The organism is Verticiella alkaliphila (assembly GCF_018904615.1).
Classification (GTDB): domain Bacteria; phylum Pseudomonadota; class Gammaproteobacteria; order Burkholderiales; family Burkholderiaceae_B; genus Verticiella; species Verticiella alkaliphila.
Genome location: NZ_JADCNH010000001.1, coordinates 122,044 through 134,851 on the forward strand (window position 1 = coordinate 122,044; position 12,808 = coordinate 134,851).

Sequence of the window (12,808 nt, forward strand, 5' to 3'; positions counted from 1 at the left end):
GAAAGCGGCCCGGGGGCCGCGTTCAAGGGTTGACCTGAAGGTGTTGCATCGGACGCCGGCGGGCGGCCACACGACCAGGACGAAACCACCAACGCGCCTCAGGCGGGGATGGTTTCGGTCGTAGTTCGGGGCAGGCGGCAGGACATGGCGACACGTCAGGTCGGACAGGCTTCAGAGTGTAGCAGATGCAACCTACGCCCTAACCGCGTCGTAGCGCAGCCGCGCGCATACAGTTACGCCCGGCGTGCTTGGCCTGGTACATGGCGGCGTCCGCCGCGTGGACGGCCGCGGCAGGCGTCTCCGCGGAGGCCGGCCAGTGCGCGACCCCGAGCGAAATCGTGATCGGCACGCCCCCCGGCATGGCCGTGTCCGCCACTGCCTGACGAAGACGCTCGGCCACCATCTCGGCGTCGCGCTGGGTACTGTTGGGCAGCAGCATCAGGAATTCCTCCCCGCCCGCCCTGCACACGACGTCGTCGTCGCGCGAACTGTCGCGCGCGATCTCACCCACGCGCCGCAGGATGCTGTCGCCCAGCGCATGCCCGTATGTGTCGTTCACGCGCTTGAAGTGATCGACGTCGAAACACACCACGGCAAACGGCGTGCGCGATGCGAAGAGCTCGTCCAGCACCAGATCCATGCCGCGGCGATTCAGCACGCCCGTCAGTGCGTCCGTCATGCTGTCCTGGCGCAAGCCGGCCAGCACGCGCTGCAGCGACGACAGGCCCGTGAGCAACGCGCGGCGCAGTTGCTCGGCTTCGAAGTACCAGGCGTTGACGGACGTGATCATCTCGGCGGCACGCTTGCCCTCGAGCTGGCGCACCACACGCGCCATACGCCGCAGCGGCAACGCGATGCGCTCGGAGGTCCACCAGATGACCACGAGTACGAAGATCAGGAGCGGCAGCGAATTGCGCACGGTGCGCCACATGAGGTCGGTCAACGGCATCACCGCGGTGTCGTAAGCCTGCTGGGAAATCACACCCCAATTCACGCCGGGAACGGGGGCGAATCCGGCCAGCATGCGAATCCCTTGCGAGTTGACGAGGTCCATGGAGCCCGCCTCGCCATGGAGGACGCGCCGCACGGCCGGGTTGCGATCGTAGATCAGCTCGCCGATGCGCGCCCGCACGGGGTGGTAGATGAGCTTGCCGGAATCGTCCACGACGTACACGTACGACCCGTCATGGCTGCTCTGCTCGCCCAGCAGGGCGCTCAGGATGTTGTCCTCGTGCAGGTAGAAGGACCCCACCATCATCCCCTGATAGACGCCGTCCGGCGAGAACGCAGGCTCCCAGAGCGTGAGCAGCCAGCGGCCCGTGCTGGCGAGATACGGTTCGGACACATAGGACTCGCGCCGCTGCAAAGCACCCACACCTTCCGTCGTGGCCAGTCGCTGGCCGACGGCGAGCGTGGTGCCGGGCGTGGACGCACGCACGACACCCGTGCTGTCGATGACGATCACCGAGTTGAAGAACGACGACTGGTTCAGCAGCCGCTCGACTTCGCGACGGGCGGTGAGGCTATCACCCCGGCTCCCGCCAAAGACATCGGCCCCATAGCGCAGGCTGGCGCGGGCGTTGTCGACCATCTGGCGAGTCGTGTTGGCCAGCTTGGCGGCATACGCTCGATTTGTCTCGAGAGTGGTCTGCACCAGCACGTCGCGTTGTACGACGAGGCTCGAGTAAAGGCCATTGAGCATGGCCGCCGCGACCGACAGAAGGCACAGCGTCAGGATGAGACGACGTAGGTCGATGCGAAACATGTCGCTGTAGGGAGGCGTGGGAGCGAACGACGGATGGGCGTCCATGCTAACAGCATCCTCATTTGACAATCTGATGAAGAAGCAGACTTTTGGCCTGTTGCATGCCCGACCGTCGCACTGCCACCAACCTGCAATGCCAGTCGCCGACTCATCCGCACACCTCCGACATACGACCTAAGCCTCCACAGGTCTAGCGACTAAGCCGAAAACGCACCCCGGTCTAGTCCGTTTACCAGATACCGATGACAGGTTGTCACACCTATCATTTTTCACATCGGGACACGGTTTGCCACCAGCCCCCGATCTGACCCGGACACGCCAGAACGGCGCGATCCGGAATGCTGACAACGATGCGGAGACTGCGATGGGCAAGACGCTGCCAATGCTGGGTGCGATGGGACTGCTGCTGTGCGCTGCCGGCCACGCCGCGCCGCCCCCACCCAGCACCGCGCCGATCGACGCCAGCAAACCTGCGCTCACCCTGCCCGTCTCGCGCGACCCGCTCTCGGGCATCGTCATCAATCGCACGGTGACCGTGCTTGGCCGCGACTTCTATCAGTTCTTCGCCGCTGCCTGGCGCGACCAGCCCGATGGCACCCGCTACACGGTATCGGTGCACGAGCGGCCGACCGCCCAGCGCGGCAGCGAAATGTGGGTGCAATACGGCCAGCGCCGCGTGTTCCATGCCTATCTGTCACCGCAGCGCTCGGCCGCCCGACCGGTCAGCCGACGCGCCGCCGCCATCGCCTTGAAGAACGTCATCGACATCGACGTAGCCCGTCTTCTCTTTCGAGACACCGATCTCGGTGCGGAGGAACTGTAATGAACACGCTGTCCTTGCGAGCGATCGCGCAGGCTTCGGCCACCGCGCTCCTCCTGGCCGCCGCCCCAATCGTGGGGCACGCCACCGAGATGATCTATTACCCGGTGAATCCGTCCTTCGGGGGTAGCCCCCTCAATGGCGCGGTGCTGCTCAACTCCGCGCAAGCGCAGAACAAGCACAAGGATCCGGAAGCCGACATCGGCGGTGCAGGCTTCAATTCGCAAAGCCCCCTGCAGTCGTTCAACGACTCGCTCGAACGCGCCATCCTGAGCCGGCTCGCGGCCTCGGCCTCCTCGCAGATCACAGGAACGGACGGCGGGCTTCGCCCCGGCACGGTGCAGACCGGCAACTTCGTGATCGACATCGTCGATCTGGGCTCCGGCGCCCTGCAGATCACGACCACCGACAAGCTGTTGGGTACTTCCACTTCCTTCCAGGTGGGCAAATGACCAGCCTCGCCCTGCCCCGCGCCACGCCGCGCCTGCCCTCGATCGGCAAACGCACGCACCTCGCCCTGGCCGTACTCGCCTGCGCCGTGCTCACGGCCTGCGCCGGTCCCGGCCCGACGCGCCAACCGGTGGAAGTCACCGAGCCCGCGGCGCTCACGCCCGCCTCGCCCGCCACCCGGGACCTGCTCAAGCTGCCGCCGCCCAAGGGCAAGATCGTCGTCGCCGTCTACGGCTTTCGGGATCAGACCGGGCAGTACAAGCCGGCGCCGGACAGCTCGTTCTCGACCTCGGTGACGCAGGGCGCAGCATCGATGCTGGTCAAGGCGCTGAAGGACTCTGGCTGGTTCACCCCGGTCGAGCGCGAGAGCCTGCAGGAGTTGCTCACGGAACGCCGGATCGTGCGCGCCCTGGATGGCGGCACCGATGACGCGGTGGGTGCGACGGCCAACGTGCCCGCGCTGATGCCCGCGGCCATCATGATCGACGGCGGCGTGATCGCCTACGAGAGCAACGTCCGCACCGGTGGCGCGGGCGCCCGCTTCCTCGGCATCGGCCTGTCCACCCAGTATCGCGTCGACCAGGTCACCGTCGCGCTGCGCAGCATCGATGTGCGCAACGGCCAGATCCTGCACAGCGTGTCCACGACCAAGACCATCTACTCCTACGAGATCCGGCCGAGCGTCTTCCGGTTCGTGAACTTCAAGGAGCTGCTCGAGGTGGAAGCTGGCGTCACGAACAACGAGCCTGCCCAGCTCTGCGTGAAGGAGGCCATCGAGACCGCAGTGATGCATCTGACCGTGCAAGGCCTGCGCGATCGCAGCTGGGTGCTGCGCGACGAGAAGGACTGGAATGCCCCGATCGTCCAGGCTTACCTGCGTGAGGCGCAGAACTACGGCGTCGACCCCGCCGAGCAGAGTGCCGCCGCGCAAACCCCGGCCGGACAGGCCGTGGCCGCAGCTCCCGCGCAGCAGTGACGCCGATGAACCCGGCCGGGGCACCCACGCCCCGGCCCCGCACCGAGACCGCCATGACCGCCATTCGCCCCACCACGCTCACGCGCCGACAGCGGGTTTGCCTCGCCGCCCTCACCGCCGCCACGTTCTGGCTCACCCTGCCCTCGGCCCAGGCCAGCGACCTGGGCCCGGCCGAACACCTGCCGGCCGCCGAACTCGGCTCGCAGGGTCGCGTGAACCTGCTGCAAAGCGGGGACGCGAACGCCGCCCGGATCCAGCAGTACGGCGCTGGCCAGCGCGTGGACGCGACGCAGAGCGGAGAGCGCGGCGCCATCCGGCTCACCCAGCGGTCCGGCGCCAGCGCGGGCAATGCCGCGAATCTGCGCCAGGCGGGCTACGACAACCAGATGGACATCACACAGATCGGGCAGGACAACCGGATCGCCGCCACGCAGACGGGCAGCGACAACCGGCTCCATGCCACGCAAGTGGGTCGCGACAACGCGGCCCTCGTCGGGCAGTACGGCCGCGGCAATACCGCCGAGGTCATCCAGATGTCGGAGTCCGCAAGAGCCGTCGTGACGCAGTACGGCGATGCGGGCTACGCAAAGGTAGTCCAGCACTGAAGACCGCTGGGTCTACGAGGTCGTTCCAGGTCTTTACCCCCCCCAGGAGATATCACCATGCAACGCAAGCTTTCCACGCTGACTCTCGGTCTGTCCCTCGCTTTCGGCGCCCTGCCCGTCATGGCCGCCGGCACCGCCACGGTGCTGCAGGACGGTGACGCCAACAGCGCCACGGTCTCGCAATCCTTCACCAACAACGGCAACGCCAACGCCAGCGTCACCCAACTGGGCGATCGCAACGAAGGCTACGTCGAGCAACGCGGCGTGACCGGCAACGCCACGGCTTCGATCTACGAAGGCTCGCGTGCTGACTTCAACACGTCGACGATCACGCAAGTCACGACCAACGGCGTGAACGCGGCGATCAGCCATCGTGGCGGCTACAACGATTCGTGGGTGCAGCAGCAAGACGTCGGCAACAGCCGCGGCACCATCGCCCAGAATGGCGACTACAACTCGGCCGGCATCAAGCAGACCTTCGGCAACAACCTGCAGGCCAGCATCAACGCCAACCAGGGCTTCTGGGAAAGCGGCGACTACAACGGCGCGTGGATCACGCAATCTGGCCAGAACCAGAGCGCGCAGATCAAACAGCACAACTCGCGCTACAGCACGGCCGACATCAAGCAAAGCAACGTGAACAACGTCGCCTACATCGGCCAGGACGGCTACCGCAACGAAGCCTACATCACGCAGGCTGGCTACGGTGCCACGAACGAAGCGAAGATCCTGCAAGGCGGCGACCTGAACTACGCCTACACCGAGCAATCCGGGTCCAACCTGCGTTCGTTCATCTCCCAACCCGGCAACTACAACCACGCCGGCGTCGAGCAGATGGGTCAGAACTTCAACGCCAACGTGACGCAGTCGGGCAACCACAACTACGCCATGGTCACGCAGCGCTGATCAGCCATCGTCATCTGACGATGCCTTCTCGGCCCGGGCGCATGCCCGGGCCGTCTCTATCTGCCGCGAAGGGATCCCGTCATGCCCATCGATGCCAACATCCAGGTCTGGCTGGACCAGGCCGCCGCGCTGGACATGGTGATCGCGCCTTATGTGCGCACTACCCAGGCGACCACCTTCGAATATCACTTGCGCGTGCTGCGCGAGGGCCGCAACGGCCGCTCCGAGACGCAGCAGCAAGGCACGGTGCGCACCTCCGCCGGCACGGCTACGCCGCTTACCCGGGTGAGCATCAACGCAGGCGCGAACGACACCTGCGACGTCGAACTGCGGCTGCATTCAGACCAAGCCGCCGAGCGCGTGTACCGCTTCGATTGCCCACGCGAGGGCAACAGCTGACAGGCTGACGATGCCAAGCGCGCGAATATACTGGCGCTCCTCGTTCGCCGTCATCGCCTGCACCATGTCTGCCCCAGTTGCTGAGCCCCAGCCCGCCTTGCTCGTGCGGGATTCGACCATCGACGACATCGCCCCGATCCAGCAGATCTACCAGCACTACGTGCTGACGGCCACGGCAACCTTCGAGGTCGAACCGCCTTCGGTCGCAGAGATGGGCCTTCGCCGTGCCGCTGTACTCGACAGCGGCCTGCCCTACCTCGTGGCCGAGCTGGCCGGGAAGGTCGTGGGCTACTGCTACGCCGCCACCCACCGGCCGCGTCCGGCCTATCGCTACACGGTCGAGGATTCCGTCTACATCGACCCGGGCTGCCACGGTCGCGGCGTCGGCTCGGCCTTGCTCGGCGAACTCATCGCCCGCTGTGAGCGAGGCCCCTGGCGGCAGATGATTGCGGTGGTCGGTGGCAGCGACAATGCTGGCTCGGTCGCGCTCCACGCTCGTCATGGGTTCCGGGCCATCGGCACCCATACGTCCGTCGGTTACAAGCTGGGCCAGTGGATCGATACCGTGATGATGCAGCGCACCCTGGGCGAAGGCGACAGCTCGCATCCGCAGCAACCCGCCGACACGCCGAGGTAACGCAGTCCGAAGGCCCTGAGGGCCCTGTCACCTGGCAGCGCATGGCGGGGCTCGCCATGGTATGGTCTCGCCCATGACCATATGGCAATGGATTGGCCTCGGATTGGCCATTGGCGTGATCTACGCCATCGGAAAGGAACTCTGGCGCCGGCGCAAGGGCTGACAGGCGGTGGCGATGTCTCGCACGCCCCCTTCGGATGACTGTGCTCAGCGTTCGACGCGGCGTCGCATGCTGACCAGAACACCCAGCCCGGCGAGCGTGGCGGCGGCAAATCCGGCACCGCCCACGAAGGTGGCCTGCGGCCCGGCCCAATCCCACAACGCCCCCGCAAGCACGCTCGCCACCAGCAACGCGACACCCGTGAGCAGGTTGTACATGCCGAATGCGGTGCCGCGCAGTTCGGCAGGCGCGGTGTCGGCCACCATGGCGGCGAATACACCTTGCGTGAAGCCCATGTGCAGACCCCACAGGGCAACTCCCACCAGCAAGCCTGCGAGCCCTGAGGCATACGCCAACACGATATCCGCCACCGCGAGCAGGACGAGACCGATCGCGAGCACACCGATGCGCCCGACACGATCCGACAGCACGCCCGCGGGATAGGCGGACGCCGAGAACGCGAGCGCCATCACCACCAGGACGGCCGGCGTCCACATCAGGGGCAGCCCCAGCGATTCGGCCCGCAGCAGCAGGAAGGCCTCGCTGAAGCGAGCCAGCGTGAACACCACCGAGACGACCACGACCGACCAGTAAGCCGCCGGCAACCGGGCGAGCTCGCCGCGGCTGAGCGGCGCCCGCACCGCCCGCACCGCTGCGCGGGCAGGTTCCTTCACGGCCACGCTCAGCACCAGCACGGCCAGGAAGGCCGGGATCACGGCCACCCAGAACACGAGCTGGAAGTTGCCCGCTGTCACGCCCATGAGGACGATCGCCAGTACCGGGCCGAGGAACGCCCCGAACGTGTCCAGCGTCTGGCGCAGCCCGAAGCCCGCGCCGCGCAGATGCGCCGGCGTCAGATCCGCAACCAGTGCATCCCGGGGCGCGCCGCGAATGCCCTTGCCGACACGGTCGATGAAGCGGGCACCCACCAGCCAGCCCAGGGTTCCGGCCAGGGGAAACACCGGCTTGGTGATCGCACCCAGGCCATAGCCCACCACGGCGAGCAGCTTGCGCTTGCCGAGCTTGTCGCTCAGCGCGCCCGAGAACACCTTGACGATCGAGGCCGTGGCCTCGGCTATGCCCTCGATAATGCCGACGGCAAGCACCGAGGTGCCCAGCACGGCCACCATGTAGATGGGAAGCAGCGCGTGGATCATCTCAGAGGAGATGTCCATGAGCATAGACACGAAACCCAGGGCCCAGACGCCACGCGGGATGGCCTTGAGGCCCTGGGGCTCAGCGAGGGATACAGGAGACTTGACGGTCACGCGATCAGGGCAATGTGGCGAATCGGGCGGCGCTTGGCATCACCGAGAACGGCGTGGTCATGTGGTCTTCCAGCGGCACTTCCACATAACGCAAGGCGTCGCCCGCCAGCCCCTGCTTGCGCAGCACGTCGTGCAAGGCGCGGGCGCCATTGAGCATTTCGGCTGAGCCGTCAGCGAAGCCCGGCCACTCCTGCTGCGCCATGGCAAGCAGCAACAGCGCCCTGCCCGGTGCGAGCGTGGCGAGGTCCTGCAGGATGCGGCTGTCGTCCCACCACACGGCAGGGCTGATCGAGACGTAGCGCTGGAACGCCGCCGGATCGCGCGCGAGCTGATGCAGGACGAAGTAGCCGCCCAGAGAGTGACCCACCAGCGTCTGCCGTTCCGGATGGATCGCGTATTGGGCGGCCAATGCGGGACGCAGTTCACGCACCAGGAAATCCGAGAACGCGTCGGCCCCGCCCGGTTGCGGGCCGCGCAGCCGCTCGAGCGAAGCCGGGTTGCGGGCCGCCGGCACAAAATCCCAGGTGCGGCGCTCGCCCTGGATGGGCTCGTCGCCGGGATAGGCCACACCCACCACCAGCGTGGGATACGCATCGACGAGCGCGCCCTTCTCGGGAATCCGCGGGAACTGCTGGATCAAGCCCATGGCCTGCGCCGCGACGCCGAAGTAGGCATTGGCGTCGAGCACGGTCATGACCCCATAGCCTTGCGCAGGCGGCTCGCCGGGCGGCACGGCGACGAAGAGGCGGTAATCGCGCCCTGCCCGGGAGCGCATCGTGAATTCGTGGGTGCGCGCCAGGGCGACCGGCTGCCCTGAACCGGCCAGCGCAGGATACGAGGGGGGTGAAGACGGCGCCTGCGCGCCGTGGGCAGGCGCGAGCGCCGTCAACGCGACAACCGCGGACAGGCCGGCAACGCGCCGGCATCGTGCAAACATCATGGGTTGACTCCATCAGGCCCGACAGTCGGACAGGGCCCGTGATCAAGCGCACGCCGCCAGCGTGCGCCGGGCCCGCGTCGTCCGGCGCTCACCGAGCGCAGACCCGAACGGGCGTCATCGTCATGGCGCCGTCCCAGCCCGGGGTCACGCGCATCTCCGTGCGGGTTGTCGCGCAGGGCCGCCCCTACCGATCGAGCACAGGCTTTTCCCGGGCAGCGCGGCGCTCTGCGGCCGTCATGCACACCTGCTCGTAAAGCCAGCGGTCAGCCACGGCGGCGCCGTCGTTGCGCAGACGGCGTTTGTAGCGGGACTGGTAACGCTGCTGCTGTTCTGCCGACAACGACTCGAAGCGACACGCATCGCCCCTCGGCTGCGCGGCATGCGAGGCAGGTGAAGCCGTGAGCATGAGGACCGCCAGCACGGCAGCGCCACACTGGGCCAGGCAGAAAGGAACAGCGCGCAGAGACGTACGAAAAATCATCGCAACACCTTGGCGTGGAGGTCAGAGGCACATTCTGCGGCAATCGCGCCTGACGCGCCAGGCACAGCACGCGCGTATCGCCGATGGCCCGCTCGTCGCGCTATCGGGCGTCCCATGCCAACGCCGCCGTTCGAAAAAGACTGACCAGATGCAGCCGGCGGGCTTGCCGGTCCTCGAACGACGGATCCTGCGGGCGCATCGCGAGCGAGCGGCAATCCTGGTCAGCGGCAACCTCGTCCCGGACATCGTCGTCGCAGCGAGCCACCCAGGCAGCACCTTGCGAGGTGGCCCGATCCAGGCGGGACAGCGCACGCACACACAGATCTGGCATGTCATCCGTGCACCCCATGGCCTCAGCGAGGTACCCGGTGTAGTCCTGGTCCCAATCGCCGTCCGGGGGGAGCCCCATCGCTTGCGCTTTGGGAACGTTGCGGGCCAGGACGCCGCAGCCGTCACCGTCGATGAACGGGTGTGCGTTGTGCAGGAAGCACGCACTGGCGAGCCGCTCGAACATCAGCGCGGGTTCGCGGTCATCGATGAACCCATCGCGATAGATCACGCCAAGATACTTGCACGCATACGGGCCAAGTCCGATGTCGTCCGAATCGCAGACCCGCTTGAACCTGGCCTCGGCTGCCGGCACGTCGCGCAGGCGTGCGTTGAGCAGCAGGATCTTGCCCGCCTCATAGCAGCCGGCCTCCTGCAGCCTCGCATCGCACGAACGCTCGTGCAGTTGCAAGGCCTGAGCGATGTCGCCCTGCTGCTGAGCCTGCACACCCGCACGCCAGCAGCTGTCGACGTTGGTATCCTGAACGCAGACCATCGGGGGCTCGGCATCCGCCGGCGAGGCCATCGCACTACCTGCCAGCCCGCCGGATGAGGTCAACATGAGCGCGGCAACGATTCTGCGAAGCGTGTCGATCGCCATGGGCGGGGCATCCTTGAGAGGAAACGGTCGAAAGACGCCGGCATCGGTGCGGCCAGCAGGCGGCGTATCTTACCTTGCAGGACATGGCCCGGTTGGCGGGAATTTTTTAGGCCATGATCGTTGGGCAACGACAGCCCAAAACAAAAAAGGCCCCGAAGGGCCTTTTCAGTGTCTTGCTCAACTTCTGGCGGAAGGGGTGGGATTCGAACCCACGATACGCCTAAACGTATACCGGATTTCGAGTCCCAAGTGCAAAGCATGCACTCCCCGGAGAGCCGCATGAATACTAGCTGACTGGCTTTGCATCCAGTGCCCTGAGTTCCCCAATTCGCAGGCATTTTGGCAAGATTCCCCCCACCACTTCAGGGCACAATGGGGCAGGAGGAACCGCCATGTGTAGCCACTACCGAGCAGCTAGAGGACGCGCCGGCCTGACAGCGGCGTTACCAAGCTGACGGGCGGGGGCTCGGGAATGCGATACGATTGCTGGATATAAAACCAGGTATCGTAACCATGACCGAGCCATTCGTAACTGACAACGGCGTGCTCCGCCGCCTCCCTGGCGGCTACGCTGCAGACGCCATTAAGCTGCTGCCAGATCCCGCTGCGTGCGAGAAAGACCGCGTGTCCGTCGAGGCAGACGGCGGGCCAGACCTCGGCCGCGTGCTGTTGACGTTCAAACGGATGACGGCTCGTAGCGGGAAACACCGCCACCGCTTCTGGGCCTGCATCCGCGCCGATCAGCTGCACAATGACGCGCCGTTCTAGCCCCTACCCTGCCCTGACTGCGGACGAGGCGCGCGCCCTGTATGCCGCGGCACCATCGCCAGAGATGCGCAGAGCACTATGGGAGATCCGCCGGCTGCAGGATCTTGTCGTCGAGGCGTGGCGTGTGTCAGAGATGCGCGAGATGGTGGCGCCTGGGATGGTCGATGCGGGCCGCCAGGGCGCGGCGCGGTTTCGCGACCAGGTGCGCGCCGAGCCTTGCTGGATCGAAGACAAGGCCAAGCGAGATGCAGAGATGGCCGCGATCGAGGCATCGTGGTCGCGCCGGCGCGTGCGGTGACTACCGAGTCCCGCACACCGCCGCCCTCGTCTCGTTGTGCGCCAGGACCTGCCGGGCTGTGCCGTCCGTCAGCACGTCCGCCCGGCTGACGTAGATCGGCGCGGTCCATAGGCAGCCACTATCAGTCGCGTGCCCAGTGATCCCGCAGCCTGTCAGCAGCACCGCCGTCAGGCAGCCGGGCAGCGTCAATCTCAGCATTGCGTCTCTCCTCAACATTGCGTTGGATGGATTCGGCCTGAGCACGGTCGCGCTCGGCCTGGCGGGCGGCGGCGGCGTCGCTCGCCACCTTGCTACCCGACCGCCTGCCGGCGATCCACGTGCCGACGAGAGCCACGAGGACTGCGAGGGCAGCGCCAAGCCAGCCGCTGATACCAGATAGGATTTCCACCATCACCGCCTCCCTGCCGAGCAGTCGGCATACATCTGCGCCATCACCGCCATGTGCTCAACAGGGTCCACGCCATCCCCTAGCGTGGGCAGCGGCGCGCATGGAGTCACGGTTGCGCACCCAGCCAGCAGTAGGCACAGCAACGCGGCCCTCATTGGACCAACGCCTTGTTGGCGTCCTCGATAACCCGGTTGAGTGCGGCCCGACGCTGGTCGCTGATAGCGGGATCAGATGCTGCCGCGCGGGCAGCGGCCCTGGCGGCCAGGGTGGTCGCACGTGACTGCTGCTCGACACGCTCCAACTTCTCCGTCGCCTCGTCCTGCCTAGCCGTTGTCCGATCGGCTCTATCCATCAGGGCGTCCATGCGGGCCATTGCCCATTGGGACCATTCCTGCTGCAGTTCGAACGTCCGCTGATACGTCGCCAGTTCTTCCTGCTGCGACATTTTCAGAGCCGCCACGGTCTCGGCCGTCTGCACCCGGGATATTGAGTAGCCAGTGACGCCAGCAGCGGCGACGAGCATGGCGACAACCAGCCACCGCCCTATCGACTGGATGCGGAAAAAATGCATTGCGCGCAGGTGGTTAAGCGCCCTTAGTGCTCGACCCATAGAGCAGGCCCTCCAGGTGGTCAATTTTGTCGTTGCACTGCCGGATGGTCACCTCTTGCGCAGCTACCGTGCGCTCAAGGTTCGCCATGTTGGCTGCCATGATCATCATCTGTTCCTTCAGCTCAATTCGTGATTGACGGTCTTCCTCGGAGCGTTTCTCGGCGGCGATCCTCAATGTGCGCTCGCTGGCGCATTCCTTGCGCTCGTCTTCGAGCAGCTTCTGGAGCATCGCGATCGCGCCGACGTGCGCACCGTCTCCGGCACGCTCAGCGGCATCGCGCGAGAACAGGCGTCGCACATGGCTGATGGCGTACACAAGCATCCACATGCCGGCACCTACGCCTACGTACCACGGCGTGCTTTTCATGAGCGCCATAGCCTCGTCCATCCAATCCCTCCTTCTGGCCGG

At 66.2% G+C, this 12,808-nt stretch carries 17 protein-coding genes; 9 read left to right on the forward strand and 8 right to left on the reverse strand.

Annotated elements, in window-relative coordinates; genetic code table 11:
- Window positions 1-199 precede the first annotated feature (199 nt).
- Window positions 200-1,810, reverse strand: coding sequence for a sensor domain-containing diguanylate cyclase (locus IMZ29_RS00615; protein WP_216179169.1), 1,611 nt, complete (start codon window positions 1,808-1,810; stop codon window positions 200-202).
- 319 nt (window positions 1,811-2,129) lie between these two features.
- Here IMZ29_RS00615 and IMZ29_RS00620 point away from each other — a divergent pair, with 319 nt between their 5' ends.
- The 7 genes from IMZ29_RS00620 to IMZ29_RS00650 all read left to right on the forward strand — a co-directional run bounded on the left by IMZ29_RS00620 (window position 2,130) and on the right by IMZ29_RS00650 (window position 6,558).
- Window positions 2,130-2,588, forward strand: coding sequence for a CsgE family curli-type amyloid fiber assembly protein (locus IMZ29_RS00620; RefSeq protein WP_216179171.1), 459 nt, complete (start codon window positions 2,130-2,132; stop codon window positions 2,586-2,588).
- A complete protein-coding gene (locus IMZ29_RS00625; RefSeq protein WP_216179173.1) occupies window positions 2,588-3,037 on the forward strand; it encodes a curli assembly protein CsgF in 450 nt (149 codons plus the stop codon). The genes IMZ29_RS00620 and IMZ29_RS00625 overlap by 1 nt, the downstream gene beginning before the upstream one ends.
- The gene (locus IMZ29_RS00630; protein ID WP_216179175.1) at window positions 3,034-4,011 is read left to right on the forward strand and encodes a CsgG/HfaB family protein; all 978 of its coding nucleotides are present in this window, start codon (window positions 3,034-3,036) and stop codon (window positions 4,009-4,011) included. The genes IMZ29_RS00625 and IMZ29_RS00630 overlap by 4 nt, the downstream gene beginning before the upstream one ends.
- A gap of 53 nt (window positions 4,012-4,064) precedes the next feature.
- The gene (locus IMZ29_RS00635; RefSeq protein ID WP_216179177.1) at window positions 4,065-4,616 is read left to right on the forward strand and encodes a hypothetical protein; all 552 of its coding nucleotides are present in this window, start codon (window positions 4,065-4,067) and stop codon (window positions 4,614-4,616) included.
- 57 nt (window positions 4,617-4,673) lie between these two features.
- Window positions 4,674-5,522, forward strand: a complete 849-nt coding sequence (locus IMZ29_RS00640) for a hypothetical protein (RefSeq protein ID WP_216179179.1) — start codon at window positions 4,674-4,676, stop codon at window positions 5,520-5,522.
- Window positions 5,523-5,603: 81 nt separating this feature from the next.
- Window positions 5,604-5,921 (forward strand): curli-like amyloid fiber formation chaperone CsgH, encoded by a 318-nt coding sequence (csgH, locus tag IMZ29_RS00645; protein ID WP_216179181.1) that lies wholly within the window; start codon window positions 5,604-5,606, stop codon window positions 5,919-5,921.
- Window positions 5,922-5,985: 64 nt separating this feature from the next.
- Window positions 5,986-6,558 (forward strand): GNAT family N-acetyltransferase, encoded by a 573-nt coding sequence (locus IMZ29_RS00650; protein ID WP_216179190.1) that lies wholly within the window; start codon window positions 5,986-5,988, stop codon window positions 6,556-6,558.
- Between the two features lie 207 nt (window positions 6,559-6,765).
- Here IMZ29_RS00650 and IMZ29_RS00655 read toward each other — a convergent pair whose 3' ends face one another.
- The 4 genes from IMZ29_RS00655 to IMZ29_RS00670 form a co-directional block, all read right to left on the reverse strand.
- Window positions 6,766-7,899, reverse strand: coding sequence for an MFS transporter (locus tag IMZ29_RS00655; RefSeq protein WP_216179579.1), 1,134 nt, complete (start codon window positions 7,897-7,899; stop codon window positions 6,766-6,768).
- A 91-nt stretch (window positions 7,900-7,990) separates the two neighbouring features.
- Window positions 7,991-8,926, reverse strand: coding sequence for an alpha/beta hydrolase (locus IMZ29_RS00660; RefSeq protein WP_216179192.1), 936 nt, complete (start codon window positions 8,924-8,926; stop codon window positions 7,991-7,993).
- Between the two features lie 184 nt (window positions 8,927-9,110).
- On the reverse strand, window positions 9,111-9,407 hold the full coding sequence (locus IMZ29_RS00665) for a hypothetical protein (RefSeq protein WP_216179194.1): 297 nt from the start codon (window positions 9,405-9,407) through the stop codon (window positions 9,111-9,113).
- Window positions 9,408-9,507: 100 nt separating this feature from the next.
- Window positions 9,508-10,296 (reverse strand): hypothetical protein, encoded by a 789-nt coding sequence (locus tag IMZ29_RS00670; RefSeq protein WP_216179195.1) that lies wholly within the window; start codon window positions 10,294-10,296, stop codon window positions 9,508-9,510.
- Window positions 10,297-10,848: 552 nt separating this feature from the next.
- Here IMZ29_RS00670 and IMZ29_RS00675 point away from each other — a divergent pair.
- Window positions 10,849-11,103, forward strand: a complete 255-nt coding sequence (locus tag IMZ29_RS00675; RefSeq protein ID WP_216179197.1) for a hypothetical protein — start codon at window positions 10,849-10,851, stop codon at window positions 11,101-11,103.
- A complete protein-coding gene (locus IMZ29_RS00680; protein ID WP_216179199.1) occupies window positions 11,087-11,401 on the forward strand; it encodes a hypothetical protein in 315 nt (104 codons plus the stop codon). The genes IMZ29_RS00675 and IMZ29_RS00680 overlap by 17 nt, the downstream gene beginning before the upstream one ends.
- A 121-nt stretch (window positions 11,402-11,522) precedes the next feature.
- On the opposite strand, the gene IMZ29_RS00685 is transcribed toward IMZ29_RS00680, so the two are convergent.
- The 3 genes from IMZ29_RS00685 to IMZ29_RS00695 form a co-directional block, all read right to left on the reverse strand.
- The gene (locus IMZ29_RS00685; protein WP_216179201.1) at window positions 11,523-11,792 is read right to left on the reverse strand and encodes a hypothetical protein; all 270 of its coding nucleotides are present in this window, start codon (window positions 11,790-11,792) and stop codon (window positions 11,523-11,525) included.
- A gap of 148 nt (window positions 11,793-11,940) precedes the next feature.
- A complete protein-coding gene (locus IMZ29_RS00690) occupies window positions 11,941-12,312 on the reverse strand; it encodes a hypothetical protein (protein ID WP_216179203.1) in 372 nt (123 codons plus the stop codon).
- Between the two features lie 61 nt (window positions 12,313-12,373).
- A complete protein-coding gene (locus IMZ29_RS00695; protein WP_216179205.1) occupies window positions 12,374-12,787 on the reverse strand; it encodes a hypothetical protein in 414 nt (137 codons plus the stop codon).
- Window positions 12,788-12,808 lie beyond the last annotated feature (21 nt).